We start from the raw sequence: 22,516 nt of genomic DNA on the forward strand, positions 1-22,516 counted from the left end.
AGGGATGAATAATGGCATTAGAGATAAACAAACTTGTTGGTGGATATTCGCAGATTCCTGTCCTTAAAGATGTTAGTTTTGATGTTCAACCAGGAGAACTGGTTGGTTTGATCGGTTTAAATGGGGCCGGAAAATCAACAACCCTTAACCATGTAATTGGTTTATTACGGCCGTTTTCTGGATCAATAAAGATAAATGGACTTACTATCCAAACTAATCCAGAAGAATATAAAAAGCAGATTGCTTATGTTCCTGAAACGCCAATTCTTTATGATGAGTTGACTCTTCGCGAACACATCAATTTAACTATCATGGCATACCAGCTTGACCATGATGAGGCATGGCAACGAGCAACAAAACTTCTTAAAATGTTTCGGCTTGATAATAAGCTTGAGTGGTTTCCTGCTAACTTTTCTAAGGGAATGAAGCAAAAAGTAATGATTTGCTGTGCGTTTATGACGAACGCGAAGCTCTTGATTATCGATGAACCGTTTTATGGACTTGACCCCTTAGCTGTCCATGATTTACTGGAATTAATTGAGCAAAAGAAAAAAGAGGGCGTGGCAGTATTGATGTCGACTCACGTTCTTGACACAGCGCAACGTTATTGTGACCGTTTTGTTTTGTTAGCAAATGGAAAAGTTCGTGCTCATGGGACTCTTGAAGAATTACGAACGGCTGGTGATTATGCAGGTGAGTCGCTTGATGAGATCTACCTGCATCTTGCAAAGGGTGATCAGCATGAATAAATTATTTAGCAAGCGTCGTAGTCAGCACTTTATGCTCTTGCTTCGCTACTGGCGTTTAGTATTTAATGATCACTTTGTAATTGCCCTTTTCTTCTTATTTGGCGCTTTAGCATATGGGTATTCACAATGGTTGCCAACACTAGGACCACATCAATGGTGGACACGACTAGTCTTGATCGGCTGGTTTACAATTATTGCCCAAATAGGACGCTTAGCGACGTTAATAAAGAGACCGGACCCAGTCTTTTTATTGCCACAAGTTGAAGGAATCCATCGCTACCTTAATCAGGCAACTTGGTATAGCCTGATTTTAGCTGAGATAATGACTGTCGTAGGCGCTTTTATTGCCTTGCCCTTTGCCTTAACGACCGAAAAGTTAACTAATTTTGAAATTGTAGCAATCTTTTTAGTTGCAATTGTCAATAAAGCAGATTGGATACATGTTGCCCGTAAGTCGCTTAGTTTGCGGTGGGGAAATCAACAGTGGCGGACTCGACTAGAATACTGGGTAAATCCGTTGCTGGCTTCAATTGCGATGTGGATTGTTAATCCGTATGTTGGGCTTGTTGTTGCCTTGATTTTGTACTTAGCTGTAGTTGTCTATTATCGTGACTTAGCAGTTAATTGGCGAATTGCTGTAAAGACAGAGCAAGATCGGATGTATAGTGTTTATCGCTTTTTTAATCTTTTTACTGATGTGCCAAGTGTTCAAGGAAACACTAAACGGCGTAAGTGGGCGGATGGTCTTGTACGCTGGTTGAGCAAGGGGGATCAACCGTGGTCTTACCTTTATGCCCGTGCTTTTGTCCGCGGTACTGAGGTTAGTGGAATTGTAAGCCGCTTGACTTTATTAGGCATGGTGATTGTTTTCTTGTTGCCAGCAGGCTGGCTTAATACAGCGATTGTTATTTTATTTATTTATCTAATTGCAACTCAGCTGATGCCTCTTTATGATCAGTATGAGGCAAATGTCTTTACCCATATTTATCCAATTCCTGCCAATCAACAACAGACAGACTTTAAGCAATTATTAGCAAAGGTAACGGCTTTAGAAGCAATTTTGATTGCCCTTGCTAGTATCGGTTGGCGACTTAATGTTGGTCAAATGATGGTAAACTTAGTTATTGCGATAGTTGAAGTATTTGTATTAATTCGTTTCTACTTTAATGTCAGAGTAAAAAAACTAATGAAATGAGGATCTTAATTTATGCGTGTTAAACATAAAAAATGGGCCGATCCATTAATCGCGGCTCATCCAGAAATGATGGTTGATAATGCCCCAGAATTAAAGGGTAAATGGCAGTCGCGGTTTGTAAAAAAACAGCCGCTCCATCTTGAAGTCGGGATGGGAAAAGGCCAATTTATTATTGGTATGGCAAAAGCTCATCCAGAGATTAATTTTATCGGGTTGGAGATTCAACGAACAGTTGCAGCAATTGCTCTTAAGAAGGCGTTAGAGGAAGAGTTGCCTAATCTCCAGCTAATTTGTGGGGATGGAGAAGACCTTCAAGAATACTTTGAACCTGGTGAAGTTGCAAAAATGTACTTGAACTTCTCTGATCCATGGCCGAAAAAACGTCATGCTAAACGGCGCTTGACCTATAAGACGTTCTTAGCTACCTATGAAAAGATCTTACAAGCACAAGGGATTATTGAACTAAAGACTGATAATATGGGTTTGTTTGAGTTTTCACTCGAAAGTATGAACAATTACGGAATGCGCTTTGATGGAGTATGGCTTGACCTTCATCATAGTGAGGAAAATGAGCATAATATTGAAACAGAGTATGAACAAAAATTTGCTGCTAAAGGTCAGCCAATCTATAAGCTAATTGCTAATTTTAAATAAAATACTGGTCAGTAAGTAAATAAAAACTTGCTGGCCAGTATTTGTATTAGTATTTAAAAATGCTAAGCTTTAGTTTTTTACTGATTAATTCAAGAAGGGCCAAACCAGCAATGCTATTGCCGGCGTGATCTAGAGCCGGGCTGAAAATACCAATTCCATAATGGTTAGGTGCGGTTGCAACAAGTCCACCACCAACGCCGCTCTTAGTTGGAATGCCAATTTTAACTGAGTACGTTCCAGATTCATTATAAAGCCCGGTTGTCATCATTACAGATTTAGTGTACGTAGCAGCCGCGCTAGAGATTATCCTTTTTCCATTCCACGGGGCAACCCCATCATTGGCAAGGACAGCACCGAGGTTAGCTAAGCTTTTGCAAGTGACCATCATTGAACACTGCTTGAAGTAAGTATCAAGACTGGTGGGAACATCATTATTTAGCACCCCCTTAGCCTTGAGATAATAGGCTAGCGAACGGTTCATATCGCCAGTGCGAAGTTCAGATTGATATATTCCTTCATCAAGGGTGATTTCGGGATCGTTGCAAATTTCGCGAGTAAAGTCCAAAATTTGATCAAAAGGCAAACGACCATCTTCTTTTTCAATTAGCGAGGATATTAGGATTGCTCCACTATTAATGAAAGCATTAAGGGGGTGGGTCTCTTTAGTAATCTCCATATTAAGAATCGTATCAAATGGAAAACCAGTTTGGCGGGTACCAACCTGGGCTTCAACAGCAGTAAGCCCTAGCCGTTCAATTGCGTAGAGGAGGGTAATGACTTTTGAGACACTTTCGATGGCAAAGCGAACCTGCGACGCGCCAGCCTGACATCGTTTATCATTAGCAACGTCGAATAGGTAAACTCCTAGTTGGTATGGATCGACTTTTGCCAGACCTGGTATATAAGTAGCGACTTGTCCCTCATCAATTTTATCCCAGCATTCTTGAATTGCATCATTAAGGTTCATCGTAAAATCCTCCATCTAATTGTTTCGATTATAGCTAACCTTGTAAAATATACATAAATAAGCTCCAGAGCCGGTAAAACCGAATCCTGGAGCTATTTAGGCTCGTGGGGCTTGAAAATAGAGTCATAGATGACTGCTATTACGTTGCCCCCTTTTAGTATTTTTAAATACATGTTAATTATTTTCAATCCGTTTTAGTTCTAATAAACTACCGGTATAAGCGTCAGCCACGAATTCATAGTCGACTTTTTCACCATCTTCTAGTCGAGAGATTCCACCTTCATAGGCATCTGTTTTAACTGCAAACCGTTGGAATGGAATTGCTTTATCGTTAATCCAACTACCAGTAACTGATCCTTCGCTTGCAAAATCATTTTTCACTAATTTTAAGATACGATCAGCAGATACTTGGCGGTTTCCAAATAGCTTACCGGCAATAAAACCGGCAATACCTGAAGCGCCAAGGGTAACTGGAATTATCCAGGGATTAAGGGAGTTATTACTTGCATTCATATGATTGCTTCCTTTATTATATTGATTTTTTCGTTCTAACTTTTTATTTATTCTATCATTTTTAATTATTAAAATCCAAACATCCATCCTCATAAGTAGATTACTTACAATTGATAAGAAGCATGGTATAATATTGCTAAAATAATTAGGGAGACGAGGAATTATGAAAAGATTACCACAATTAAAAGAAGACCAGTTAGTAAAAACCATCGGTACAGGTAAAGTTATCCTTTTCTTTACCGCTGATTGGTGTCCTGATTGTCGCTTTATCAAGCCAGCGCTGCCTGATATTGAAAAAGACTTTAGTGATTACACTTTTTACCAGGTAGATCGAGATGAGAATATTGATCTTGCTGCTGAATTGAATATTTTTGGAATTCCAAGTTTTGTAGCATATAATAATGGTGAGGAAATCGGTCGTTTTGTCAATAAGGATCGTAAAACTAAGCAACAAGTAGAAGATTTTTTACAAAGTTTGGAGTAAAATAAAAGAACTGTGAATAATTCTAATGAAGGGACTGTGATTACCTCAGCCTCCTTTATTGCTTTAAATAATGTTTTTCACAGCCTTCTTTTTGTGTCATAATATTAGACGGTCGATATTATATTAGAGAGAGGAATATTTGATGTTAATTTCAAGTTATAATCCTAATGAATTAGGAGACATCTTGGTTGTTATTACTGCACCAGATGTGGAAAATCAAGATACCAAGATTGCTGATGATGTAGCCCAGATTACATCAGAGGATGGCAAATTGTTGGGCTATAATTTTATGAATGCTAGTCAAATTTTACCAGAATTAACTAGTGAAAACGGACAGGTATTCTTAAAAGCTGCTCAAGTTGAAAAATTAAACGCAAAACTAAAAAAGGCTGGCTTTGACAAATTTCTAACGGCCGACGAAGATCCTAAGTTTGTGGTTGGCTATGTTGAAAAGATTACTGATCATCCTAAGTCTGACCACTTAAAAGTTACTCAAACACGAATTGCAGAGGATAAGACTGTCCAGATTGTCTGCGGATCACCTAATGTTGCGGAAGGAATCAAGGTTGTTGTTGCTCGACCGGGAGCGATGATGCCTGATGGTAAAATTATTTGGCCTGGCCAATTAATGGGTGTTGATAGCGATGGGATGCTCTGTGGCTTTCGTGAATTACGGATTAAGAATGCCCCTGATGAAAAGGGATTATTTATTATTCCTGATGAATGGCAAAAAGTTGGCGAAGCAGTTGATTTTGCGAAGGCGGATACTTTTTATCCAGTAAACTAATAAAAACGTCTGATTACTATTGCCAAAATCTTATAATGTTTTATTATTTAGTGAGGGATGGGTCATACTATACTGACTTAGCCCTTACATTTATTTTAAATTGAATTGTTGAAAGGAATTGGATTGATGGAACAAAAGACGTATTACTTTGTTGGTATTAAAGGGACCGGAATGGCCTCTTTAGCACGTATCCTCCATGACAAAGGACACCGAGTATTAGGCTCGGACATTGAAAAGGAAACATTTACACAAGCGCCATTATTACAAGCAGGAATTAAGATTTTGCCATTTGATCCAGCCAATTTAAAACCAGGGATGATTGTTGTTCAGGGGAATGCTTTTGATGATGATCATCCAGAGATTAAACGTGCACATGAATTAGGCCTTCAAATTTTAAGTTACCCTGAGGCCGTTGAAAATGAAGTTAAAACTCATACTAGTATTGGTATTGCGGGTGCTCATGGTAAGACCAGTACAACGGCACTTTTATCCCATGTATTAGCAGCAGTTGAACCAACTAGTTACTTAATCGGTGATGGTGTTGGTAAGGGGAATGCAGATGCACGTTTCTTTGTTTTTGAAGCTGATGAGTATCGTGATCACTTTCTTGCTTATCACCCAGATTACGCGATTATGACTAATATTGATTTTGATCACCCAGACTATTTTAAAGATATTGCAGATGTTCGTGATTCATTTGAGACATATGGTAAGCAGGTGCAGCGGGCAATTTTTGCTTGGGGTGATGATCCTAATCTTCGCCAATTAAAGGTTGATGTTCCCGTATACTATTATGGAACTAATCCTGATGATGATTTCCGTGCCGAAAACATTCAGCGCACACCTGCAGGTTCAACGTACGATGCCTATTTCCGTGACCACAAGCTTGGTACCTTTACTATTCACTTATATGGTGAACACAGTGTTCTAAATAGTTTAGCAGTGCTTGCTGTTGCTTATATGGAACATATGAATATGGATGAAATTAAGCAAGAATTGGCTGATTTTAACGGTGTTAAGCGCCGATTTAGTGAGAGTGATATTGCTGATATGACGATTATTGATGATTATGCCCATCATCCAAGTGAGATTAAGGCAACGATTGATGCTGCCCGGCAAAAATATCCGGATCGTCAGATTATAGCTGTCTTTCAACCGCATACTTATTCACGGTTAGCAGCATATATTGATGGCTTTGCTAGCTCGTTAAGTCGTGCGGATAAGACTTTTGTAACCCCGATCTTTGGTTCTATTCGTGAAAATGCAGGTAATATTTCTAGTGCTGACTTAGAAAAACGGATTGATGGCAGTGAAGAAATTGATATGGATACACTTGATAAACTTCTTCAATACCATAATGCGGTAGTTGTATTTATGGGCGCAGGAGATATTGAAAAATACGAAGATAAGTACAAAGAATTGTTAAAATAATTAAATATTTACTTGATTGAAATGGTAGCATTTGCTACCATTTTTGTAATAGTCAAATAAAGTCAAATTAAATATAGAAAGAGGGAGTCTTGATGAACAACTTTTCACAGGAGCCAGGGCGCCGGATTGTCACCGATGCCGCTGGTTTGAACAGGTTTTTAACCCGAATGTATGGTAATATGACACTTGCCGTTCTTGTTTCAGCTTTTAGTGCCTACTTGACGATGGGTGTTTTCCGTACCGCGGTTTTTGGTTTCTTTGGTGCTCATCCAGCAATGATTTGGATCATTTTACTTTTGCCGATTGCTTTATCAATGGGGGTTAGTTTTAGCGCTACTCGTAATCCAGTTGGTAGCTTTATTATGCTAATGTTGGTTGCGGTGATTTATGGAGTTGAGTTTGCAATTATAGCTGGCGTTTATTCTGGCGCAAGTATAGCTTCAGCTTTTGTATCTTCGGCAGCGGTTTTTGTCACCATGGCATTATACGGAACATTTACCAAACGTGATTTGAGTAAATTTGGTGCTCACGCAATGGCTGCTTTAGTCGCATTGATGATTGCTTACTTAATCAATATGTTTTTACAAAGTCCGGCGATTGCCTATATCTTTTCCTTCATTGCCGTAATTATTTTTACGGTTTTGACTGGATGGGATGCTCAGAAAATGAAGCAGATTTACATTAACTATGGAGATCAAGTCTCCGTAACTGGTTTAGCAGTTTTAGGTGCATTGCAATTGTACTTAGATTTCGTTAACCTATTTATTTCACTTCTCCAGATTTTTGGAATGAGTGATCGTAATTAAACAAAATAAGCGGTCAGGCTTTTTGCTTGGTCGCTTATTTTATTTGCTGTTGTTTACTTTTAAATAGTTGTAGGTAATAAGCACTGTCGGTAACTAAAATCAGGAAAGTTGCAATCCAAATAGTTTTCATATGAAAAAAAGGAAGAAGTTGTGCAGAGATAATTGCGCCAATAGTAAAACAAATTACAATTGTAAAATAGCTAAGTGCAACTGTCCGCTGAGTTCGATCGTGGTGAAAATAATATTCGCTCCAGGCCACAGCTGCCTTTTTAACGCTTCCGCTAGTAAAAACACTATTGTAACCCAACCCCTCAATCTTACTGAAGGCCCCACTTTGCATAGCAAGACCGAAAGATACAGCTGGTACCATGATATAATCAGGAAAATCATCCGGTAATAAGCCGATTATCGCGCCCACAATCAAAATTGGAAGTAAGCACACGACTCGCCAATAATCAGTTTTTAAATGTGTATGAAAGATACTAACCATTGCTAGGCCAACAACAAAGGCAATTAATGAACCTAGCCGGTCTACTACTCCGAAAAAATTATGGTTTGCTAGTGCGGCGCTAAGAAAAATAATATTACCGGTTTGCGCTGCAGCCATCGTGCGGCCACACTTAATATATGTAAAGGCGTCAATAAAGCCACCGCTAAAAGTAAGAAGAAGAGCAAATAGGCGGGCTTCTGCAGGCTTTTGGTAGTTAATTAACTTATCCATTACGTTCACCTCAAAGTTAATAACGTTTATTTATAATTATAGCTTAATCTTTAGTCAAGTAACTAAAACATTGCGGTATTCTTTGGTACAATTACTATTAGCGATAGAAGGGCGGGAATTAAATGACAAAACAATTACTATTAATTGACGGAAATAGCATTGTTTTCCGGGCATTTTTTGCAATGCATAATCAAATGGATAAATTTACAAATAAAGACGGTTTGCACACGGCAGCAATCTACGGATTTAAGCTGATGCTCGACCATGTTTTACAAAACTTTAAGCCGGATGCAGCTCTTGTAGCTTTTGATGCGGGAAAAGTAACTTTCCGGACAAAAATGTATGATGATTACAAGGGTGGACGGAATAAGACACCTGATGAATTAACCGAGCAAATACCGTATGTTAGAGAATTAATTAAGGATTCTGGCCTTCATAGCTATGCATTAGCTAATTATGAAGCTGACGATATCATTGGAACATTGGCAAAAAAAGCTGATGACGCGGGTTATAAGACTTTAATTGTGACTGGGGACCGCGATTTAACCCAATTAGCCAGTGAACATACGACAGTTGCCGTTACTCATAAGGGTGTAACCGATACAGAACACTATACGCCAGTGCATATTGAAGAAAAATTGGGAATTACGCCGCGCCAAATTATTGATATGAAGGCATTAATGGGTGATTCTTCGGATAATTATCCTGGCGTTACTAAGATTGGTGAAAAAACGGCTTTGAAGCTCGTTAAACAATTTGGCTCCGTTGAAGAATTATATGACCGAATTGATGAATTAAAGAAGAGCAAGATGAAGGAGCACTTGCTTGCAGATGAAGCGATTGCTCGGCAGTGTAAAACGTTAGCAACTATTTTACAAGATGCCCCGATTAAGATTGGATTAGCAGATTTGACTTACACTGGTCCACAAAAGGATGAATTGGTTAAGTTTTATCAGCAAATGGACTTCAAGTCTTTCCTGAAAAAAATGGGTGCTGATGATGTAATAGGTGAGGAAGATAATGCTCAAATAGCTCCAATAGAGTACACAGTATTAACCAAAGATAATATAACTGAACTGAATCAATTGACGGATGAAGTAAGTTTTTATCTCGAAATGCCAGAAGCAAATTATCATACTTCACCTTTTGCTGGATTTGTCGTCGGTAAGGATGGCCACTGGTTTACTAGCCGCAATATGGATCTGCTTAAGGAACTTCCATTGAAAAATCTTTTGACTAGCTCGAAGATCAAAAAGAACGTTTTTAATGCTAAGGCTCAGATTGTTGGCCTCCATCGGTTAGGGATTGATTTAGAAAATATCAATTTTGACCTTTTACTTGCTTCATATCTCCTTAATACTAACGATAATAGTAACGATCTTGGGCAAGTTGCTCACGAACATGACTATTATGATGTTCAAACGGATGAAGAAGTTTATGGCAAAGGAGTAAAGCGGGCAGTACCAGATGACGATGATGTATTCTTTAGTCATCTGGCTAATAAAGCTCGGGCTATTGAAAATTTACGTAAAGACCTGTTTAAAAAACTTGATGAAAATGAGCAAACACCACTTTACACAAATATTGAACTTCCATTAACTCGGGTTCTAGCAAAGATGGAGATTGCAGGAATTCGTGTTGATGCGCAAACACTCAAAGATATGGGGAGTAAACTTACTGAGCGGTTAGCAGAAATTGAAAATCAAATTTATCAAGAAGCTGGTGAAGAATTTAACATTAATTCAACAAAACAGCTTGGTCATATTCTTTTTGAAAAACTCAAGTTGCCAGTTATTAAAAAGACTAAAACAGGTTACTCAACAGCGGTAGATGTCTTAGAAAAGTTAGCAGATAAATCGCCAATTGTTGAGCAAATTCTAGAATATCGTCAAATAGCAAAACTTCAGTCAACCTATATTACCGGTTTATTAAAAGTGATTCATTCTAGTGACCAGAAAATCCACACTCGTTATCTCCAGACTTTGACGCAAACAGGTCGCTTGTCATCAGTGGATCCGAATTTGCAAAATATTCCGGTTCGTTTACCAGAAGGACGGTTGATTCGAAAGGCATTTGTACCAAGTCATGAAGGATGGCAAATCTTTTCGTCTGACTACTCCCAAGTTGAGTTACGAGTTCTTGCACACATTACCGGTGATAAGAATCTTCAAGAAGACTTTAAAAATGGTGAGGATATTCATGCTAGTACTGCTCGGCGGATTTTTCATTTAGATCCAGATGCTGAAATTGACCGTAATATGCGGCGACGAGCAAAGGCCGTTAATTTTGGAATTGTTTATGGAATCAGTGACTACGGCCTTGCACAACGGATTCACGTGAGCCGGGCAGAGGCACACGAATTTATTCAAAATTACTTCCATGAATTTCCGGGGGTAAAAAAATATATCAACGATACAATTGAATTTGCGAGAAAGAATGGATATGTTGAAACGATTACTCATCGTCGTCGTTACTTACCAGATATTCATGCAAAGAGTTTTAGCAAACGATCATTTGCGGAAAGAACAGCGATGAATACGCCAATTCAGGGTAGTGCGGCTGATATTATTAAGATTGCAATGATTCACATGCAAGACGAACTAGAAAAGCGGCATTTAAAGACAAAAATGCTCTTGCAGATTCATGATGAATTAGTTTTTGAAGCACCCAAAGAAGAAATACCTGTATTATCTACATTAGTTCCTAAGGTAATGGACTCAGCAGTTAAACTTGATGTGCCGTTGAAGGTAGAGAGTAAGTATGGTGATACATGGTATGACCTAAAGAAGTAGGAGGTAGGCAAATGCCAGAACTACCAGAAGTTGAAACCGTTCGGCGCGGCTTGATGAAAATTGCTGCTGGGCGAAAAATTAATGCCATTGATGTCTACTATGGTAAAACAATTACTAATGATATTGAGGAGTTTCGCCAAGCATTGATTGGACAAACAATTGAAAAAGTTGACCGACGCGGAAAGTATTTGCTGTTCCGTTTTACCAATAGTTTGACAATGGTTTCTCATTTACGAATGGAAGGAAAATATTATAACCAGTCCATTGGTAAGCCGATTGATAAGCATACACACGTTGTCTTTGAGTTTACAGATGGTACTGAACTTTGCTACCAAGATACTCGTAAGTTTGGACGGATGACGTTAGTAAAAACAGGGCAAGAGATGTTAGTAGGGGGACTAAAGACGATTGGTCCTGAACCGACTGCAAAAGAATTTACGATTGATTTTTTTAAGGATGAGTTAAGAAAAAGTCGTGGGAAGATTAAGCCCTTCTTACTCAATCAACGACATGTAGCAGGACTTGGTAACATCTATGTTGATGAAGTTTTATGGATGACCGGCATAAATCCTGAGCAACCGGCTAATACCTTGACTGATGAAGAAATTATCGCCCTACGTAAGAACATTATTGATGAGTTGGCGACCGCAATAAAATATAAGGGAACAACGGTTCATAGTTTTACGAATGCATTTGGGGATGCAGGGGCTTTTCAAGACCGCTTGAATGCATATGGACATGCGGGGAAAGAATGTCCGCGATGTGGAACAAAACTGGTCAAGATCAAAGTTGCCGAGCGTGGAACAACATTCTGCCCTCATTGTCAGCCATTAAGGGAATAAATATGACTAAGATAATTGGATTAACGGGTGGTATTGCAACCGGGAAGACAACAGTTAGCACAATATTAAGACAAGCTGGAATTCCTGTTATCGATGCAGACCAAGTTGCCCGTCGAGTTCAGATGCCTGCATCGGTAGGACTTGCACGGATTGTAAAGACGTTTGGATCGCGTGTTCTTTTGCCGAATGGGGAGTTAAATCGTCCTGCTTTAGCTCGGATCGTTTTTAATGATCAGCAAGCGCGGCAAAAGCTTAATGATATACTTCAACCATTGATATGGGATGAAATTTTTGCTCGGGTAACTGCCCTAAAAAAGCAAAAGATACCAGTAATTGTGCTTGATGTCCCCCTTTTATTTGAACAACATTATGATAAAGAATGTGATCAAGTCATTGTTGTTTATACTTCGCCACAAATTCAGCTTAGAAGACTAATGACACGTGATCATTCATCAGAGAAAGCTGCTCAGGCGCGAATTGCTGCCCAGATGTCACTATCAGAAAAAGTTATGCGTGCCGATTACGTGATTAATAATAATAGTGACCAAGTTGCCTTACAAAAACAAGTTGCTTCATTAATAAATCAGCTAAAAAATAAGTAAAATATGATAAAATAAGGTACTTATACTAAAAAGGAGGGGGACGCATTGCGCTGTCCGCATTGTCACAAAAATGGATCACGGGTTGTTGATAGCCGCCCAAGTGAAGATGGCAGTTTTATTCGTCGTCGTCGTGAGTGTATTCATTGTGGCTTTCGCTTTACAACCTTTGAACGGTACGAGGAAACACCATTACTTGTAATAAAAAAGGACGGAACAAGACAGGAATTTAGTCGGCAAAAGATTTTAAACGGGATTGTTAGATCTGCCGAAAAACGGCCTGTTAGTATGGAACGTTTAACAAAAATTACAGATAAGGTTGAAAAACAAGTTCGTAGCATTGGCGAAAGTGAAGTCTCAAGTCAGATTATTGGTAAGTTCGTGATGAATGAATTGAAAACTGTTGATGAAATTGCTTATATTCGTTTTGCAAGTGTTTATCGCCAATTCAAAGATGTTGATGCTTTTATGAACGAACTTGAATCGATGATGAAGTCGGAGCATAAAAAGTAATTAGGGGAGGCAGTAAAATGACGGCAACAACCTTTGATCCACAAGCGGGATATATTGTTACCGCTAGTTCATCGTTTGTTGAGTTTAATGATCAGGTATTTACATCATTTTACCAGCCAGTCCTTGGACCTGTTGCGTTTAGCTTATTTTATGCTTTAAAAGCACAATTACGACCACGACCAACACTTGCCGATCGTGCGATGCAAAGCAACTTATTGGCTCAGCTTAATGCTGGTAACGGACAGGTTATAGAGGCGTTGCATCGATTAGAAGCTGTTGGGTTAATACAAACTTATTTTCAGCATGACGAGGTTGGAGATGTTTATGTTTATGAATTACAAACGCCCCTTTCACCGGAGAAGTTTATTGCTGATAACTTACTAAGTATTCTTTTACTTGAAGAAATTGGTGAAGAGGCGTTCGAACGGTTGGTTGATCAGAGCCGCCAATATAGGTTAGCATCTACTGATACTTCGTTAACAAACATAAGCCACCATTTTTTTGATGAATTTCATATTAATTCGCAATCCATTACATCAACTCCACAATCTATTGTGAATGCTCGTAATCAAGCTCCAGTTGAAAAGCAACCGTCATTGACTGCTGGTATGGCTACTGATTTTGATTGGTCAACATTACTTCATTTGCTTGCTAACCAGCCAGTTGTTAGTGCTGACTTAGAACATAATCGTGAATTAATTCTCATTGAACACCAGCTATATGGGATTGATGAACCAACAATGAAAAAATTAGTTTTACGTTCGATTAGTCTTAAAGATAATCACTTTGATCCCCAAAAGTTTAAGCGGATTGTTGCTTCAACGTATAATGTAGTCTACACTCGGCCGGCAAAAGTAGCTGAGAAAGAAAGCTCACCAATTGATAAAGATAATGATCAATTGACGAGTAGGGACCGCCAACTTTTAATTACGGCTAAGGATTATTCGCCGATAGAGTTTCTTCAAGATTTAAAGGCGCAAACTGGTGGCTATGTGACATCAGGAGAGCGACATATTTTGACTCGCTTAATTGAAGAAGATAAACTTCAACGGGATGCTATTAATATTTTGACGTGGTATGTCATTGGTGACCGTGGTAATTCAACCTTAAGTGCTAACTTTGTTGATGCTATTGCAAATAATTGGCTTCGAAATGGAGTAGTAACAGGGGATCAAGCTTTAATTCAATTAAAAACTTTTAATAAACAATCACAAGAAAAGAAAACGCAGCCCCTAAAGAAAAAAGGCGGACGTAAAACTATTAATGAACCGATGCCGGAATGGAGTAAGAAAAAAGAAAGCGAGCTAATGAAAAAAGCTTCTTCACAAGAAATTGCTAAGCTCCGTGAACGGATTGCCAATCGTAAGAAAAATAAAAGGAGGCGATAGCGATGCAATCACTTAATAAAACTTTGCAAGAATTAATGCGTGGTCAGAATATTGTTGGTAATATTCAACAGACAATGAAACAAGTCTATGCGGACGAAGATGTTCAGGCATTTTTAAATCGTAATCGTGATCGTCTTAGTAAAGAAGCGATAAGAAGAGGAGAATCAAAACTTTATGAATTTTTCCACGAAAAGCAATTGATTAAAAAGGGGGTACCTACTGTTGCCCCTGGTTACTCTCCTCAATTAATAATCAGTGCTGGTCAGGTTGATGTTACATATGTTCCAACCAAGCAGTTAATTGAACAACAGCGGCAACGGCACATTAAACGACTAGTTAGTTCAATCAATATGCCAAAGTTTATTAAAAACGCATCGTATGATGATTACTACTTAAATGAAGATATGCAGACAGATACACGAATGAGAGCAATGCAGGCAGCAATGGACTTTACTGAAAATTATACTAAAAATAATTTTCAGCCTGGATTATATCTTTATGGTAAATTCGGCGTAGGTAAAACTTACTTGCTCGGTGCGATTGCTAATGAATTAGCAAAGACAAAAGAGATTGCAACGACAATGGTTCACTTTCCTAGCTTTGCTGTTGAAATGCGTAATTCAATTAAGCAAAATAATACAGGCCAAAAATTAGATGCAATTAAACGAGCACCGGTGTTAATGCTTGATGATATTGGAGCCGGTGCAATGACAACTTGGGTACGTGATGATATTCTTGGTGTTATTCTTGAATATCGAATGCAAGAAGAGTTGCCGACATTCTTTAGTTCAAATTTTTCAATGACCGAATTACAGAATAATCATCTTGCAATAAACACTCAGGGAGATAATGAGCCCCTTAAAGCAGAGAGGATAATGGAACGAATTAAGTTTTTATCACGAGAAGTCGAAATGGAAGGAAAAAATTTACGTGATAAGGGATAAAATTCTTGACATTGATTTAGTTATTTAGTAAGCTAATAAACGTTGAAAGAAAAAGCAGAAGCACCCGCTTCTCGCCTAGGTGGTGTCGATCGCCGGGCTGACGAGATAAATGATGATTAAAGCTATTACTATTTATAGTCATTATTATGAAGCGGGGTACAGATGTGCCTCGCTTTTTTGCTTGATCTTTCGCTAAAAAAATTGGAGGTGCGTTGCCATAGCACAAGATATGATTGTCAATAACGGTATTCGTGCACGTGAAGTGCGATTAATCGGTCAAAGTGGTGAACAATTAGGCATTAAGTCTAAGCGGGAAGCACTACAATTAGCTGAAGAGGCTAACCTTGACCTAGTATTAGTTGCACCTAAGGCACGCCCAGCTGTTGCCCGCATTATGGATTACGGGAAGTACCGTTTCGAGATGCAAAAGAAAGAGCGTGAAGCTCGTAAGAAGCAAAAGACGATAACGGTTAAGGAAATTCGCCTTAGTCCATCAATTGATACAAATGACTTTAATGTAAAGTTAAAGCGTGTTCGTAAATTTATTGAGAAGGGTGACAAGGTACGGATTTCGTTACGTTTCCGTGGTCGTGCTATCACACATAAGGATATCGGTCGTGACATGATTGAACGAATGGCTGAAGAAACATCAGACATTGCCACTGTTGTCCAACGTCCGAAGATGGAAGGGCGGAGTATTTTCTTAACTCTTGCTCCAGCTGCTGATAAAGCAAAAAATTAATTTAAGAAGGTAGGAATTAGTTATGCCAAAGATGAAGAGTAACCGTGCTGCCGCAAAGCGTTTTAAGCGTACAGCTAATGGTGGTTTCAAGAGTGGTAACTCATTTACCAGTCACCGTTTCCACGGTAAGACTAAGAAGCAACGTCGTCAATTACGTGGTTTGAGCATGATGGACAAGACCAACGTAAAGCGTTACAAGAAGTTATTACCATTTAAGTAAACTTCAAAAAAATAACTATTTAAGATACGTAGGAGGATTTCAACATGCGAGTTAAAGGTGGAACTGTTACGCGTGCACGTCGCAAGCGCATTATGAAGTTAGCAAAGGGTTACCGTGGTTCAAAGCACCGTCTTTTTAAGACAGCTAAGGACCAAGTAATGAAGAGTTATACTTACGCTTTCCGTGATCGTAAGGTCAACAAGCGTAAGTTCCGTGAACTTTGGATTGCACGGATTAACGCTGCTGCACGTATGAACGACATTAGTTACAGTAAGTTAATGCATGGCTTAAAGCTTGCAAATATCGACATCAACCGGAAGATGTTAGCTGACTTAGCTGTTAACGATGCAGATGCATTTAAGGCTCTTGTTGACGAAGCTAAAAAAGCTCTTAACTAAGCCTAAATATTTTATTGACCGCTTATAGTGCGTATGCATGATGAGTGGTCTTTTTTTAGTTGCGTTCCTGTTAAGACACAGGATATAATTAAACATTAGAACATATAATCGACAGTTGTTGATTATAATAAAAATCTTAATGAGGTGCAGCTTTGCTAGAGATATTTAAACCAACATGGATGGTCAATACAATATATGCAGTTTCACCTGCCCAATTAAAAGAGCGTGGGATTCGAGCTGTTTTTAGCGACCTTGATAATACGTTGATTGCTTGGAATAATCCTAATGGAACTCCAGAATTAAAGGAATGGATGAAGTCTTTACATGAGGCTAATATTCCGTTAATTGTTATTTCTAATAATAGCAAAGAACGTGTGGCTAAGGCAGTGGATAGTTTAGACCTGCCATTTGTCTCTCGTTCATTAAAGCCATTAAGCTTTGGAATTAATCGCGCACGAAAGAAGCTTAACTTAACTAAAAATGAAGTAGTAATGGTTGGCGACCAACTATTAACAGATGTTGCTGCGGCAAACCAGGCAGGCATTCGTAGTATTCTAGTACGTCCATTACTGAATACTGATAAATGGGATACACGAATTAACCGGTTCTTTGAACGACGGGTTTGGAAACAACTGTTAAAAAAATACCCAAATTTGAAATGGCAGGAGGATTTGAATGACTGAACAAGAACAAAATGAAAAATTACGCTGTATCGGTTGTGGGAGTATTATTCAGACTGAAGATCCAAATGGTCTCGGTTATACACCTAAGTCAGCTTTAGAAAAAGGGCAAGAGACTGGTGAGCTATACTGTCAACGTTGCTTTCGATTGCGACACTACAATGAAATCGCTCCTGTTTCCTTAACTGACGATGATTTTTTACGATTATTAAATCAAATTAGGGATGCAAATGCCTTAATTGTTTATGTCGTTGATATTTTTGATTTTAATGGAAGCCTTATTCCCGGGTTACACCGTTTTGTTGGTGATAATCCAGTATTGTTAGTTGGTAATAAAGAAGACTTGCTTCCACGATCACTCCGTCGGCCTAAGCTACGAGATTGGATTCGACAACAGGCAAATATAGCTGGATTACGGCCAATTGATACAGTTCTTGTCTCAGCTAAGAAGAACCGCCAAATTGACCACTTACTTGATGTAATAGAAAAGTATCGTCATGATCGTGATGTCTATGTTGTTGGTGTAACCAATGTCGGAAAATCAACATTAATTAATCAAATTATTAAGCAACGGACAGGGGTAAAGGAGCTAATTACTACTTCCCGTTTTCCTGGAACGACTCTTGATAAGATTGAAATTCCTCTTGATGATGGGCATATTTTAGTTGATACTCCTGGGATTATTCATCAAGAACAAATGGCTCATGTACTATCGCCACAAGATTTAAAAATTGTTGCGCCCCAAAAGGAAATTAAACCAAGGACATACCAATTAAATGATGGTCAGACATTATTTCTTGGCGGAGTTGCACGGTTTGATTATCTCCACGGTGAAAAAGTTGGAATGGTTACATACTTTGATAATAACCTACCAATTCACCGGACTAAATTAAGCAATGCAGATAATTTCTATGCAAAGCACTTAGGAGACCTACTAACACCACCGGTAGCAGATGAAAAAGATGGTTTTCCGCCACTTGAACGATATGAATTTCATGTTAATGAGAAAAGTGATGTAGTCTTTGAAGGACTCGGGTGGATTACAGTACCGGCTAAAACGACAGTTGCGGCATGGGTACCAAAAGGTGTTGGCGCCATGGTTCGTCGAGCAATGATTTAAATTTAATGTTTGAAAGGAAATAATTATGCAATTACGAGGAAAACAAAAGCGATTTTTGCGTGCACAAGCTAATCACTTACAACCATTATTTTCTGTTGGTAAGGAAGGATTAACGAGTAATTGGCTCGCCCAATTAGATGGTGCGCTCGATCGTCGTGAATTAATTAAAGTTAGCATTTTACAAAACTCTGATGTAACAACTGATGAAGTACGTCAATTAATTGAAGAAAAAACGGCCATTCAAGTTGTTCAAGTTATTGGCCGAGTGTTAGTTTTATTTAAGGTTTCAGCAAATGAAGATTATCGTGAGTTGTCTTCACAAGTTGCAGAAATCTAAGTGAAACGGGAGTGACATTGTGCAAAGCTGTAATGTAGTAGATAAGGTACAAACGCAGGCTCAGTTTCAGAAAACAACGGTTAATCATCATAAACGAATCGGGCTTTATGGTGGGACATTTAATCCTATTCATAATGCGCATTTATTTTTTGCTGATCAGGTTGGTCATACGCTAAGTCTTGATCGGGTTGATTTTCTGCCAGATGCAAAGCCTCCTCATGTAGATCATAAGGGTTCCATTGACCCCCAATTGCGTCTTCAGATGTTAAAACTAGCTATAAATGGCAATCCTTTTTTAGGCATTGAGAAGGCAGAACTAGCACGTGGTGGGGTTAGCTATACCTACGATACGCTTAAGGAACTACTTGACAAAAATCCCAATACTGAATATTACTTTATTATTGGCGGGGATATGGTTGATTACTTGGAGAAGTGGTATCGGATTGATGACCTAGTCCGATTACCACGTTTTCATTTTGTTGGTATTCACCGGCAAGGAGCAAAAAATGAAACTAAATATCCTGTAATCTGGGTTGATGTACCAACGATTGATTTTAGCTCTACGGATATTAGACGTCGGATAAAAAATGGGCAGTCAATTAAGTATATGGTACCAGATGCAGTGAGCGACTTTATTGAGGAGCATCATTTATATCGTGAGTAATGAAATTATTTACACTAAAAATTATATTCCTATGACACGGCTTGAGTTAATTGAACGGTTAAGAAAGGCCTTAAAAGACGGGCGCTTTCATCATGTCTTACGAGTTGAAGCAACGGCAATCGACCTCGCTAAGAAGAATGGGGTTGATATTGAAAAAGCAAGTATTGCGGGACTGATTCATGATTATGCCAAGCAGCGGCCTGATAGTGATTTTATTAATGAGATCAAGCAAAAGGGTCTTAATCCTGATTTGTTAAACTATGGTAATGCAATTTGGCATGGGATTGTTGGTGCGGAATTAATAAAAGATGAACTTAATGTTTGGGATGAAGATATTCTCAACGCAGTTCGTCATCATACTACAGGGGCGCCAGTAATGACGAAGCTTGAACAAGTTATTTATATGGCCGATTATATTGAACCTAATCGTGACTTTGATGGGGTAAAAAAAGCGCGGGTAATTACGGCCGCTAATCTTCAAGCGGGAGTGGCCTACCAAACCAAACACACTTTAAATTATTTAATCGCTAATGGTAAGCCTATTTATCCTAAGACTATTGATACGTATAATGCATGGGTTCCACAATATGAAGGAGAGATCGATTAATGGATAGTAAAAAATTGTTAGAAATGGTTATAAAAGCTGCTGATGGTCGGCGTGCTGAAGACATTGTTGCACTTAAAGTTGATGAAATCAGTCCAATGGCCGATTATTTTGTTATTATGACTGGTGGTTCTGATCGTCAAGTTCAAGCAATAACTAATGCAATTATCGAAAAGGCACATGAAGAAAACGTTAAGATTGGTAGTGTTGAAGGGAAAAACCATGCACAATGGGTTTTAGTAGACTTAGGTGATGTCGTTGTACATGTTTTCCGTGAAGAGACACGTCAATTCTATAATCTTGAAAAACTATGGGCAGATGCACCATTAGTTGATATCAAAGATTGGATTAATGAATAATGATTTACCAGAGTTTTGCCCAATTATACGATCAGTTATTTGATCCTGAAATGTATCGTAACTGGGAAAAATTTACCCTTGAAAATCTGCAATTACAAGATAAAAAGATTCTTGATCTTGCAGGTGGAAGCGGTCGGTTGGCAGTTCTGCTTGCTAAAAAGGACCTTGAAGTAACAGTAGCTGATTTTTCTGCTACAATGCTGAGCTTAGCTGATCAACACGCAGCAGAAGCGAGTATCCCTTTACAACTAGTGCAGGCTGATATGCGTGATCTCAGTGCTTTTCCCCAATATGATGCTATTACTTGTTATGCAGACTCAATTTGTTATTTAAATGGAGCGGCGGAAGTTCAGCAGACGTTTAAGGAGGTTGCTAAACACCTGAAAAATGACGGTGTCTTTTTATTTGATGTAATTACCCCTTATCAAACGGATAAAGTATATCCTGGTTACATGTACAATTATGAAGATGAAGATCACCAACAGGCGTTTATGTGGCAGAGCTTTGCAAATGATAGTGTTAATCATGGCGTTATTCATGAATTAACATTTTTTATCCGTGAAGAGGATGGTCGCTATGAGCGAGTGGGTGAGACCCATTATGAACGAGCATATGAATTATCATCATTAAAACAAATGTTAAATCAAGCTGGTTTTAATTCCGTAAGTGTAGGATCAGATTTTTCGACCGAGATGAAGTCCAGTAATCCGACCCGGTTGTTTTTTAGATGTCAAAAATAAGGAGATAAAAGATGAAGGCAGTTGGTCTTGTAGTTGAGTATAATCCCTTTCATAATGGTCACTACTACCACCTTCAACAGGCGCAAAAGATAACGGGGGCTGATGTGACGGTCGCAGTGATGAGTGGCAATTTTACCCAACGTGGCGAACCTACAATTATTGATAAATGGTCACGGGCATCTGTGGCAGTTGCTAATGGCGTGGACTTAGTGATAGAACTTCCACTTTTTTATGCGGTTCAGCCAGCACACCGTTTTGCGGCTGGTGCACTACGATTATTGGCGGCCCTGGGGGTAAATACAGTTGTTTTTGGTGCTGAACATCCACAGTGGGATTTTCAAAGATTAGTTAAAGCAGAAGAGTTTTTTAACCAGGAAAGCTTTAATAATTATAATGCAACATATGCTACCCAGTTTAATCAACAATTAGCGGCGCAGACAGGGATTACCCTAGTCGATCCCAATGATATTCTTGCCTTTGCATATACAAAAACGAAGATGCAGAATCGCTATCCTTTTAAATTGCTCCCTATTAAGCGTCAGGGGAGTAATTATCATGATAATGTAATTACGGGTAAGATTGCGAGTGCCAGTGCGATTCGTGAGTCTCTGGCTAATAATGACAACATATACCAGCAGGCTGTACCGCCGTCAATGGCTACCTTGCTTACCCATGTAAAAATGGTTCCGTCTTGGCATGAACTATACCCGTTGTTACGAAATCAATTAATCCAAGCCCCAGTATCTTATCTTCAATCAACATATTTAATGGCGGAGGGGTTAGAGTATCGAATGAAAGAGGCCGCCCAGCGTAGTCTTGATTTTGCAGCATTTATGAAGTATACCAAGACAAAGCGTTATACCTATGCTCATCTATTGCGGGTTAGTTTGTATACGTTGCTGCAAATTAATCAAGAAGCGGTAAAAAAGCATACTCAGCGGCCTTATTTGCATGTTTTAGCGTTTAATCAGCGTGGCCGCCAGTATTTACATCAGGTAAAGAAACAAGTGGATATACCGTTGATTACTAAGGTAGATCAAAAGCTTCGCGACGGTTTGCTTAATCTTGATTATCGAGCAGGGAAACTTTATCAATTATTTACGCCGATAGAACAAGATTTACAACATCCGCCAGTAATTATTAATTAACGTACTGGGCAAAGTTTGGTAAAATATTTGAGTAGATTGTTATTCCTAATAGCTTGTCAAGGAAAAAACATTGACAAGCTATTGGGGGACTAGTATAATTGCACATGTTGCATTAGGAG

At 38.7% G+C, this 22,516-nt stretch carries 27 protein-coding genes and 1 other annotated feature; of the genes, 24 read left to right on the forward strand and 3 right to left on the reverse strand.

All coding sequences use genetic code 11. From position 1 onward, the window contains the following. The first annotated feature begins 11 nt into the window (after nucleotides 1-11). From H5S39_RS09450 to trmB, 3 genes are read left to right on the forward strand one after another with little or no spacing between them, the layout of a single operon-like run. Nucleotides 12-749 carry an ABC transporter ATP-binding protein gene (locus H5S39_RS09450; RefSeq protein WP_182595055.1) on the forward strand — a complete coding sequence of 246 codons (738 nt, stop codon included), beginning with the start codon at nucleotides 12-14 and terminating at the stop codon, nucleotides 747-749. Next, nucleotides 742-1,944: an ABC transporter permease gene (locus H5S39_RS09455; RefSeq protein WP_182595054.1), complete on the forward strand. Its 1,203-nt coding sequence runs from the start codon at nucleotides 742-744 to the stop codon at nucleotides 1,942-1,944. Before H5S39_RS09450 ends, H5S39_RS09455 begins: the two co-directional genes overlap by 8 nt. Before the next feature lie 12 nt (nucleotides 1,945-1,956). Then, on the forward strand, nucleotides 1,957-2,598 hold the full coding sequence (gene trmB, locus H5S39_RS09460; RefSeq protein WP_182595053.1) for a tRNA (guanosine(46)-N7)-methyltransferase TrmB: 642 nt from the start codon (nucleotides 1,957-1,959) through the stop codon (nucleotides 2,596-2,598). 46 nt (nucleotides 2,599-2,644) lie between these two features. On the opposite strand, the gene glsA is transcribed toward trmB, so the two are convergent. Both glsA and H5S39_RS09470 read right to left on the reverse strand, forming a co-directional pair. Beyond that, a complete protein-coding gene (glsA, locus tag H5S39_RS09465; RefSeq protein WP_182595052.1) occupies nucleotides 2,645-3,565 on the reverse strand; it encodes a glutaminase A in 921 nt (306 codons plus the stop codon). A gap of 174 nt (nucleotides 3,566-3,739) precedes the next feature. Beyond that, nucleotides 3,740-4,078 carry a hypothetical protein gene (locus H5S39_RS09470; RefSeq protein ID WP_182595051.1) on the reverse strand — a complete coding sequence of 113 codons (339 nt, stop codon included), beginning with the start codon at nucleotides 4,076-4,078 and terminating at the stop codon, nucleotides 3,740-3,742. A gap of 163 nt (nucleotides 4,079-4,241) precedes the next feature. On the opposite strand from H5S39_RS09470, the gene H5S39_RS09475 reads away from it, so the two are divergent. The 4 genes from H5S39_RS09475 (at nucleotide 4,242) to H5S39_RS09490 (ending at nucleotide 7,586) form a co-directional block, all read left to right on the forward strand. After that, nucleotides 4,242-4,562 carry a thioredoxin family protein gene (locus tag H5S39_RS09475; protein WP_182595050.1) on the forward strand — a complete coding sequence of 107 codons (321 nt, stop codon included), beginning with the start codon at nucleotides 4,242-4,244 and terminating at the stop codon, nucleotides 4,560-4,562. A gap of 142 nt (nucleotides 4,563-4,704) precedes the next feature. Beyond that, nucleotides 4,705-5,349, forward strand: coding sequence for a YtpR family tRNA-binding protein (gene ytpR, locus H5S39_RS09480; protein ID WP_182595049.1), 645 nt, complete (start codon nucleotides 4,705-4,707; stop codon nucleotides 5,347-5,349). Nucleotides 5,350-5,475: 126 nt separating this feature from the next. After that, nucleotides 5,476-6,780 carry a UDP-N-acetylmuramate--L-alanine ligase gene (gene murC / locus H5S39_RS09485; RefSeq protein ID WP_182595048.1) on the forward strand — a complete coding sequence of 435 codons (1,305 nt, stop codon included), beginning with the start codon at nucleotides 5,476-5,478 and terminating at the stop codon, nucleotides 6,778-6,780. 92 nt (nucleotides 6,781-6,872) lie between these two features. After that, entirely contained in the window at nucleotides 6,873-7,586 is a 714-nt protein-coding gene (locus H5S39_RS09490; protein ID WP_182595047.1) for a Bax inhibitor-1/YccA family protein, read from the forward strand. Between the two features lie 34 nt (nucleotides 7,587-7,620). Here H5S39_RS09490 and H5S39_RS09495 read toward each other — a convergent pair whose 3' ends face one another. Then, nucleotides 7,621-8,307 carry a YoaK family protein gene (locus tag H5S39_RS09495; RefSeq protein ID WP_182595046.1) on the reverse strand — a complete coding sequence of 229 codons (687 nt, stop codon included), beginning with the start codon at nucleotides 8,305-8,307 and terminating at the stop codon, nucleotides 7,621-7,623. Nucleotides 8,308-8,429: 122 nt separating this feature from the next. Between H5S39_RS09495 and polA the strand changes: the two genes are divergently transcribed. From polA to H5S39_RS09580, 17 genes are all read left to right on the forward strand, one after another. After that, a complete protein-coding gene (polA, locus tag H5S39_RS09500; RefSeq protein WP_182595045.1) occupies nucleotides 8,430-11,099 on the forward strand; it encodes a DNA polymerase I in 2,670 nt (889 codons plus the stop codon). 11 nt (nucleotides 11,100-11,110) lie between these two features. Next, the gene (mutM, locus tag H5S39_RS09505) at nucleotides 11,111-11,941 is read left to right on the forward strand and encodes a bifunctional DNA-formamidopyrimidine glycosylase/DNA-(apurinic or apyrimidinic site) lyase (RefSeq protein ID WP_182595044.1); all 831 of its coding nucleotides are present in this window, start codon (nucleotides 11,111-11,113) and stop codon (nucleotides 11,939-11,941) included. 2 nt (nucleotides 11,942-11,943) lie between these two features. After that, nucleotides 11,944-12,543, forward strand: coding sequence for a dephospho-CoA kinase (gene coaE / locus H5S39_RS09510; protein ID WP_182595043.1), 600 nt, complete (start codon nucleotides 11,944-11,946; stop codon nucleotides 12,541-12,543). 45 nt (nucleotides 12,544-12,588) lie between these two features. Beyond that, complete coding sequence (gene nrdR, locus H5S39_RS09515) at nucleotides 12,589-13,053, forward strand: transcriptional regulator NrdR (RefSeq protein ID WP_182595042.1); 465 nt, start codon at nucleotides 12,589-12,591, stop codon at nucleotides 13,051-13,053. Nucleotides 13,054-13,070: 17 nt separating this feature from the next. Next, entirely contained in the window at nucleotides 13,071-14,441 is a 1,371-nt protein-coding gene (locus H5S39_RS09520) for a replication initiation and membrane attachment family protein (RefSeq protein WP_182595041.1), read from the forward strand. 2 nt (nucleotides 14,442-14,443) lie between these two features. Next, entirely contained in the window at nucleotides 14,444-15,385 is a 942-nt protein-coding gene (dnaI, locus tag H5S39_RS09525; RefSeq protein ID WP_182595040.1) for a primosomal protein DnaI, read from the forward strand. Nucleotides 15,386-15,431: 46 nt separating this feature from the next. Further along, nucleotides 15,432-15,572 (forward strand) — a sequence feature (ribosomal protein L20 leader region). 42 nt (nucleotides 15,573-15,614) lie between these two features. Then, nucleotides 15,615-16,127 (forward strand): translation initiation factor IF-3, encoded by a 513-nt coding sequence (gene infC / locus H5S39_RS09530; protein WP_182595039.1) that lies wholly within the window; start codon nucleotides 15,615-15,617, stop codon nucleotides 16,125-16,127. 22 nt (nucleotides 16,128-16,149) lie between these two features. Further along, the gene (gene rpmI, locus H5S39_RS09535; protein ID WP_003664106.1) at nucleotides 16,150-16,347 is read left to right on the forward strand and encodes a 50S ribosomal protein L35; all 198 of its coding nucleotides are present in this window, start codon (nucleotides 16,150-16,152) and stop codon (nucleotides 16,345-16,347) included. Between the two features lie 44 nt (nucleotides 16,348-16,391). Then, nucleotides 16,392-16,745, forward strand: a complete 354-nt coding sequence (gene rplT / locus H5S39_RS09540; protein ID WP_076459319.1) for a 50S ribosomal protein L20 — start codon at nucleotides 16,392-16,394, stop codon at nucleotides 16,743-16,745. A gap of 152 nt (nucleotides 16,746-16,897) precedes the next feature. Beyond that, nucleotides 16,898-17,428 (forward strand): YqeG family HAD IIIA-type phosphatase, encoded by a 531-nt coding sequence (locus H5S39_RS09545; RefSeq protein ID WP_182595038.1) that lies wholly within the window; start codon nucleotides 16,898-16,900, stop codon nucleotides 17,426-17,428. Then, nucleotides 17,421-18,545, forward strand: coding sequence for a ribosome biogenesis GTPase YqeH (gene yqeH / locus H5S39_RS09550; RefSeq protein WP_182595037.1), 1,125 nt, complete (start codon nucleotides 17,421-17,423; stop codon nucleotides 18,543-18,545). The genes H5S39_RS09545 and yqeH overlap by 8 nt, the downstream gene beginning before the upstream one ends. Nucleotides 18,546-18,570: 25 nt before the next feature. Beyond that, nucleotides 18,571-18,882 (forward strand): ribosome assembly RNA-binding protein YhbY, encoded by a 312-nt coding sequence (gene yhbY / locus H5S39_RS09555; protein WP_182595036.1) that lies wholly within the window; start codon nucleotides 18,571-18,573, stop codon nucleotides 18,880-18,882. A 19-nt stretch (nucleotides 18,883-18,901) separates the two neighbouring features. Continuing rightward, complete coding sequence (locus H5S39_RS09560) at nucleotides 18,902-19,546, forward strand: nicotinate-nucleotide adenylyltransferase (protein WP_182595035.1); 645 nt, start codon at nucleotides 18,902-18,904, stop codon at nucleotides 19,544-19,546. A gap of 31 nt (nucleotides 19,547-19,577) precedes the next feature. Continuing rightward, a complete protein-coding gene (yqeK, locus tag H5S39_RS09565; RefSeq protein ID WP_220477119.1) occupies nucleotides 19,578-20,153 on the forward strand; it encodes a bis(5'-nucleosyl)-tetraphosphatase (symmetrical) YqeK in 576 nt (191 codons plus the stop codon). Then, complete coding sequence (gene rsfS, locus H5S39_RS09570) at nucleotides 20,153-20,509, forward strand: ribosome silencing factor (protein WP_182595033.1); 357 nt, start codon at nucleotides 20,153-20,155, stop codon at nucleotides 20,507-20,509. Before yqeK ends, rsfS begins: the two co-directional genes overlap by 1 nt. Continuing rightward, nucleotides 20,509-21,249, forward strand: a complete 741-nt coding sequence (locus H5S39_RS09575; protein ID WP_182595032.1) for a class I SAM-dependent DNA methyltransferase — start codon at nucleotides 20,509-20,511, stop codon at nucleotides 21,247-21,249. Before rsfS ends, H5S39_RS09575 begins: the two co-directional genes overlap by 1 nt. An 11-nt stretch (nucleotides 21,250-21,260) precedes the next feature. Further along, nucleotides 21,261-22,397, forward strand: a complete 1,137-nt coding sequence (locus H5S39_RS09580) for a nucleotidyltransferase (protein WP_182595031.1) — start codon at nucleotides 21,261-21,263, stop codon at nucleotides 22,395-22,397. Nucleotides 22,398-22,516: the final 119 nt, after the last annotated feature.

The sequence above is a fragment of the Limosilactobacillus rudii genome (assembly GCF_014145455.1).
Taxonomy (GTDB): Bacteria; Bacillota; Bacilli; order Lactobacillales; family Lactobacillaceae; genus Limosilactobacillus; species Limosilactobacillus rudii.

What these genes read in the sequence shown, in the direction of transcription:
- H5S39_RS09450 (WP_182595055.1), top strand. Translation starts at nt 12, where the DNA reads ATGGCATTAGAGATAAACAAACTTGTTGGTGGATATTCGCAGATTCCT.
- H5S39_RS09455 (WP_182595054.1), top strand. Translation starts at nt 742, where the DNA reads ATGAATAAATTATTTAGCAAGCGTCGTAGTCAGCACTTTATGCTCTTG.
- trmB (WP_182595053.1), top strand. Translation starts at nt 1,957, where the DNA reads ATGCGTGTTAAACATAAAAAATGGGCCGATCCATTAATCGCGGCTCAT.
- glsA (WP_182595052.1), bottom strand. Translation starts at nt 3,565, where the DNA reads ATGAACCTTAATGATGCAATTCAAGAATGCTGGGATAAAATTGATGAG.
- H5S39_RS09470 (WP_182595051.1), bottom strand. Translation starts at nt 4,078, where the DNA reads ATGAATGCAAGTAATAACTCCCTTAATCCCTGGATAATTCCAGTTACC.
- H5S39_RS09475 (WP_182595050.1), top strand. Translation starts at nt 4,242, where the DNA reads ATGAAAAGATTACCACAATTAAAAGAAGACCAGTTAGTAAAAACCATC.
- ytpR (WP_182595049.1), top strand. Translation starts at nt 4,705, where the DNA reads ATGTTAATTTCAAGTTATAATCCTAATGAATTAGGAGACATCTTGGTT.
- murC (WP_182595048.1), top strand. Translation starts at nt 5,476, where the DNA reads ATGGAACAAAAGACGTATTACTTTGTTGGTATTAAAGGGACCGGAATG.
- H5S39_RS09490 (WP_182595047.1), top strand. Translation starts at nt 6,873, where the DNA reads ATGAACAACTTTTCACAGGAGCCAGGGCGCCGGATTGTCACCGATGCC.
- H5S39_RS09495 (WP_182595046.1), bottom strand. Translation starts at nt 8,307, where the DNA reads ATGGATAAGTTAATTAACTACCAAAAGCCTGCAGAAGCCCGCCTATTT.
- polA (WP_182595045.1), top strand. Translation starts at nt 8,430, where the DNA reads ATGACAAAACAATTACTATTAATTGACGGAAATAGCATTGTTTTCCGG.
- mutM (WP_182595044.1), top strand. Translation starts at nt 11,111, where the DNA reads ATGCCAGAACTACCAGAAGTTGAAACCGTTCGGCGCGGCTTGATGAAA.
- coaE (WP_182595043.1), top strand. Translation starts at nt 11,944, where the DNA reads ATGACTAAGATAATTGGATTAACGGGTGGTATTGCAACCGGGAAGACA.
- H5S39_RS09520 (WP_182595041.1), top strand. Translation starts at nt 13,071, where the DNA reads ATGACGGCAACAACCTTTGATCCACAAGCGGGATATATTGTTACCGCT.
- dnaI (WP_182595040.1), top strand. Translation starts at nt 14,444, where the DNA reads ATGCAATCACTTAATAAAACTTTGCAAGAATTAATGCGTGGTCAGAAT.
- infC (WP_182595039.1), top strand. Translation starts at nt 15,615, where the DNA reads ATGATTGTCAATAACGGTATTCGTGCACGTGAAGTGCGATTAATCGGT.
- rpmI (WP_003664106.1), top strand. Translation starts at nt 16,150, where the DNA reads ATGCCAAAGATGAAGAGTAACCGTGCTGCCGCAAAGCGTTTTAAGCGT.
- rplT (WP_076459319.1), top strand. Translation starts at nt 16,392, where the DNA reads ATGCGAGTTAAAGGTGGAACTGTTACGCGTGCACGTCGCAAGCGCATT.
- yqeH (WP_182595037.1), top strand. Translation starts at nt 17,421, where the DNA reads ATGACTGAACAAGAACAAAATGAAAAATTACGCTGTATCGGTTGTGGG.
- yhbY (WP_182595036.1), top strand. Translation starts at nt 18,571, where the DNA reads ATGCAATTACGAGGAAAACAAAAGCGATTTTTGCGTGCACAAGCTAAT.
- yqeK (WP_220477119.1), top strand. Translation starts at nt 19,578, where the DNA reads ATGACACGGCTTGAGTTAATTGAACGGTTAAGAAAGGCCTTAAAAGAC.
- rsfS (WP_182595033.1), top strand. Translation starts at nt 20,153, where the DNA reads ATGGATAGTAAAAAATTGTTAGAAATGGTTATAAAAGCTGCTGATGGT.
- H5S39_RS09575 (WP_182595032.1), top strand. Translation starts at nt 20,509, where the DNA reads ATGATTTACCAGAGTTTTGCCCAATTATACGATCAGTTATTTGATCCT.
- H5S39_RS09580 (WP_182595031.1), top strand. Translation starts at nt 21,261, where the DNA reads ATGAAGGCAGTTGGTCTTGTAGTTGAGTATAATCCCTTTCATAATGGT.